This is a genomic window from Pseudoalteromonas sp. T1lg75, from assembly GCF_002964705.1.
GTDB lineage: Bacteria > Pseudomonadota > Gammaproteobacteria > Enterobacterales > Alteromonadaceae > Pseudoalteromonas.
Window position 1 is genome coordinate 1 of sequence record NZ_PQCD01000002.1, and the last position, 1,771, is coordinate 1,771.

Here is a 1,771-nt window from a genome sequence, read left to right on the forward strand (position 1 = left end):
TTGATTGTGCGTCTACTTTAGTATTCTAACTTCTGGCGAAGTTAAACAGTCCTTGAAATACACACCCTTTTGGGTTGTATGGTTAAGTGACTAAGCGTACACGGTGGATGCCTTGGCAGTTGGAGGCGATGAAGGACGTATTAACTTGCGATAAGCCTGGTCAAGCTAGTAAAAAGCGCTTGAGGCCAGGATTTCCGAATGGGGAAACCCACCTGCTTGCAGGTATCTTGCACTGAATACATAGGTGTAAGAGGCGAACGCGGAGAACTGAAACATCTAAGTACCCGTAGGAAAAGAAATCAACCGAGATTCCGAAAGTAGCGGCGAGCGAAATCGGAGCAGCCCTTAAGCTTATTTGATGTTAGTGGAAGCCTCTGGAAAGTGGCACGATACAGGGTGATAGTCCCGTACACGACAATGTCTTATAAGTGAAATCGAGTAGGTCGGAGCACGTGAAACTTTGACTGAATATGGGGGGACCATCCTCCAAGGCTAAATACTCCCAACTGACCGATAGTGAACCAGTACCGTGAGGGAAAGGCGAAAAGAACCCCTGTGAGGGGAGTGAAATAGAACCTGAAACCGTGTACGTACAAGCAGTAGGAGCCCTTCGAGGGTGACTGCGTACCTTTTGTATAATGGGTCAGCGACTTATATTTTGTAGCGAGGTTAACCGATTAGGGTAGCCGTAGTGAAAGCGAGCGTTAACTGCGCGTTGAGTTGCAAGGTATAGACCCGAAACCCGGTGATCTAGCCATGGGCAGGTTGAAGGTTGAGTAACATCAACTGGAGGACCGAACCCACTAACGTTGAAAAGTTAGGGGATGACCTGTGGCTAGGAGTGAAAGGCTAATCAAACCGGGAGATAGCTGGTTCTCCCCGAAATCTATTTAGGTAGAGCCTCGGACGAATACCATTGGGGGTAGAGCACTGGTTTGGGCTGGGGGTCATCCCGACTTACCAACCCCATGCAAACTCCGAATACCAATGAGTACTATCCGGGAGACACACGGCGGGTGCTAACGTCCGTCGTGGAGAGGGAAACAACCCAGACCGCCAGCTAAGGTCCCAAAGTGTATGTTAAGTGGGAAACGATGTGGGAAGGCTAAAACAGCTAGGAGGTTGGCTTAGAAGCAGCCACCCTTTAAAGAAAGCGTAATAGCTCACTAGTCGAGTCGGCCTGCGCGGAAGATGTAACGGGGCTAAACATACCACCGAAGCTGCGGCTGCGAACTTAGTTCGCGGGGTAGGGGAGCGTTGTGTAAGTGGCTGAAGGTGTGCCGGGAGGCATGCTGGACATATCACAAGTGCGAATGCTGACATGAGTAACGATAATGCGGGTGAAAAACCCGCACGCCGGAAGACCAAGGGTTCCTATCCCATGTTAATCAGGGTAGGGTGAGTCGACCCCTAAGGCGAGGCCGAAAGGCGTAGTCGATGGGAAACGGGTTAATATTCCCGTACTTGGTATAAATGCGATGGGGGGACGGAGAAGGCTAGGCAGGCACGGCGTTGGTTGTCCGTGTGAAAGTATGTAGGCTTGAATCTTAGGAAAATCCGGGATTCTTCAAGGCTGAGATACGAGACGACACTCTACGGAGTGGAAGCTGTTGGTGCCATACTTCCAGGAAAAGCCTCTAAGCTTCAGTTTATACCGAATCGTACCCCAAACCGACACAGGTGGTCAGGTAGAGAATACTAAGGCGCTTGAGAGAACTCGGGTGAAGGAACTAGGCAAAATAGTACCGTAACTTCGGGAGAAGGTACGCTC

At 50.3% G+C, this 1,771-nt stretch carries 1 rRNA gene; it reads left to right on the forward strand.

Features of this window, described 5'->3' with window-relative positions:
• Positions 1–80: 80 nt before the first annotated feature.
• A 23S ribosomal RNA gene (locus C2M36_RS00010) occupies positions 81–1,771 on the forward strand; the annotation flags it as partial.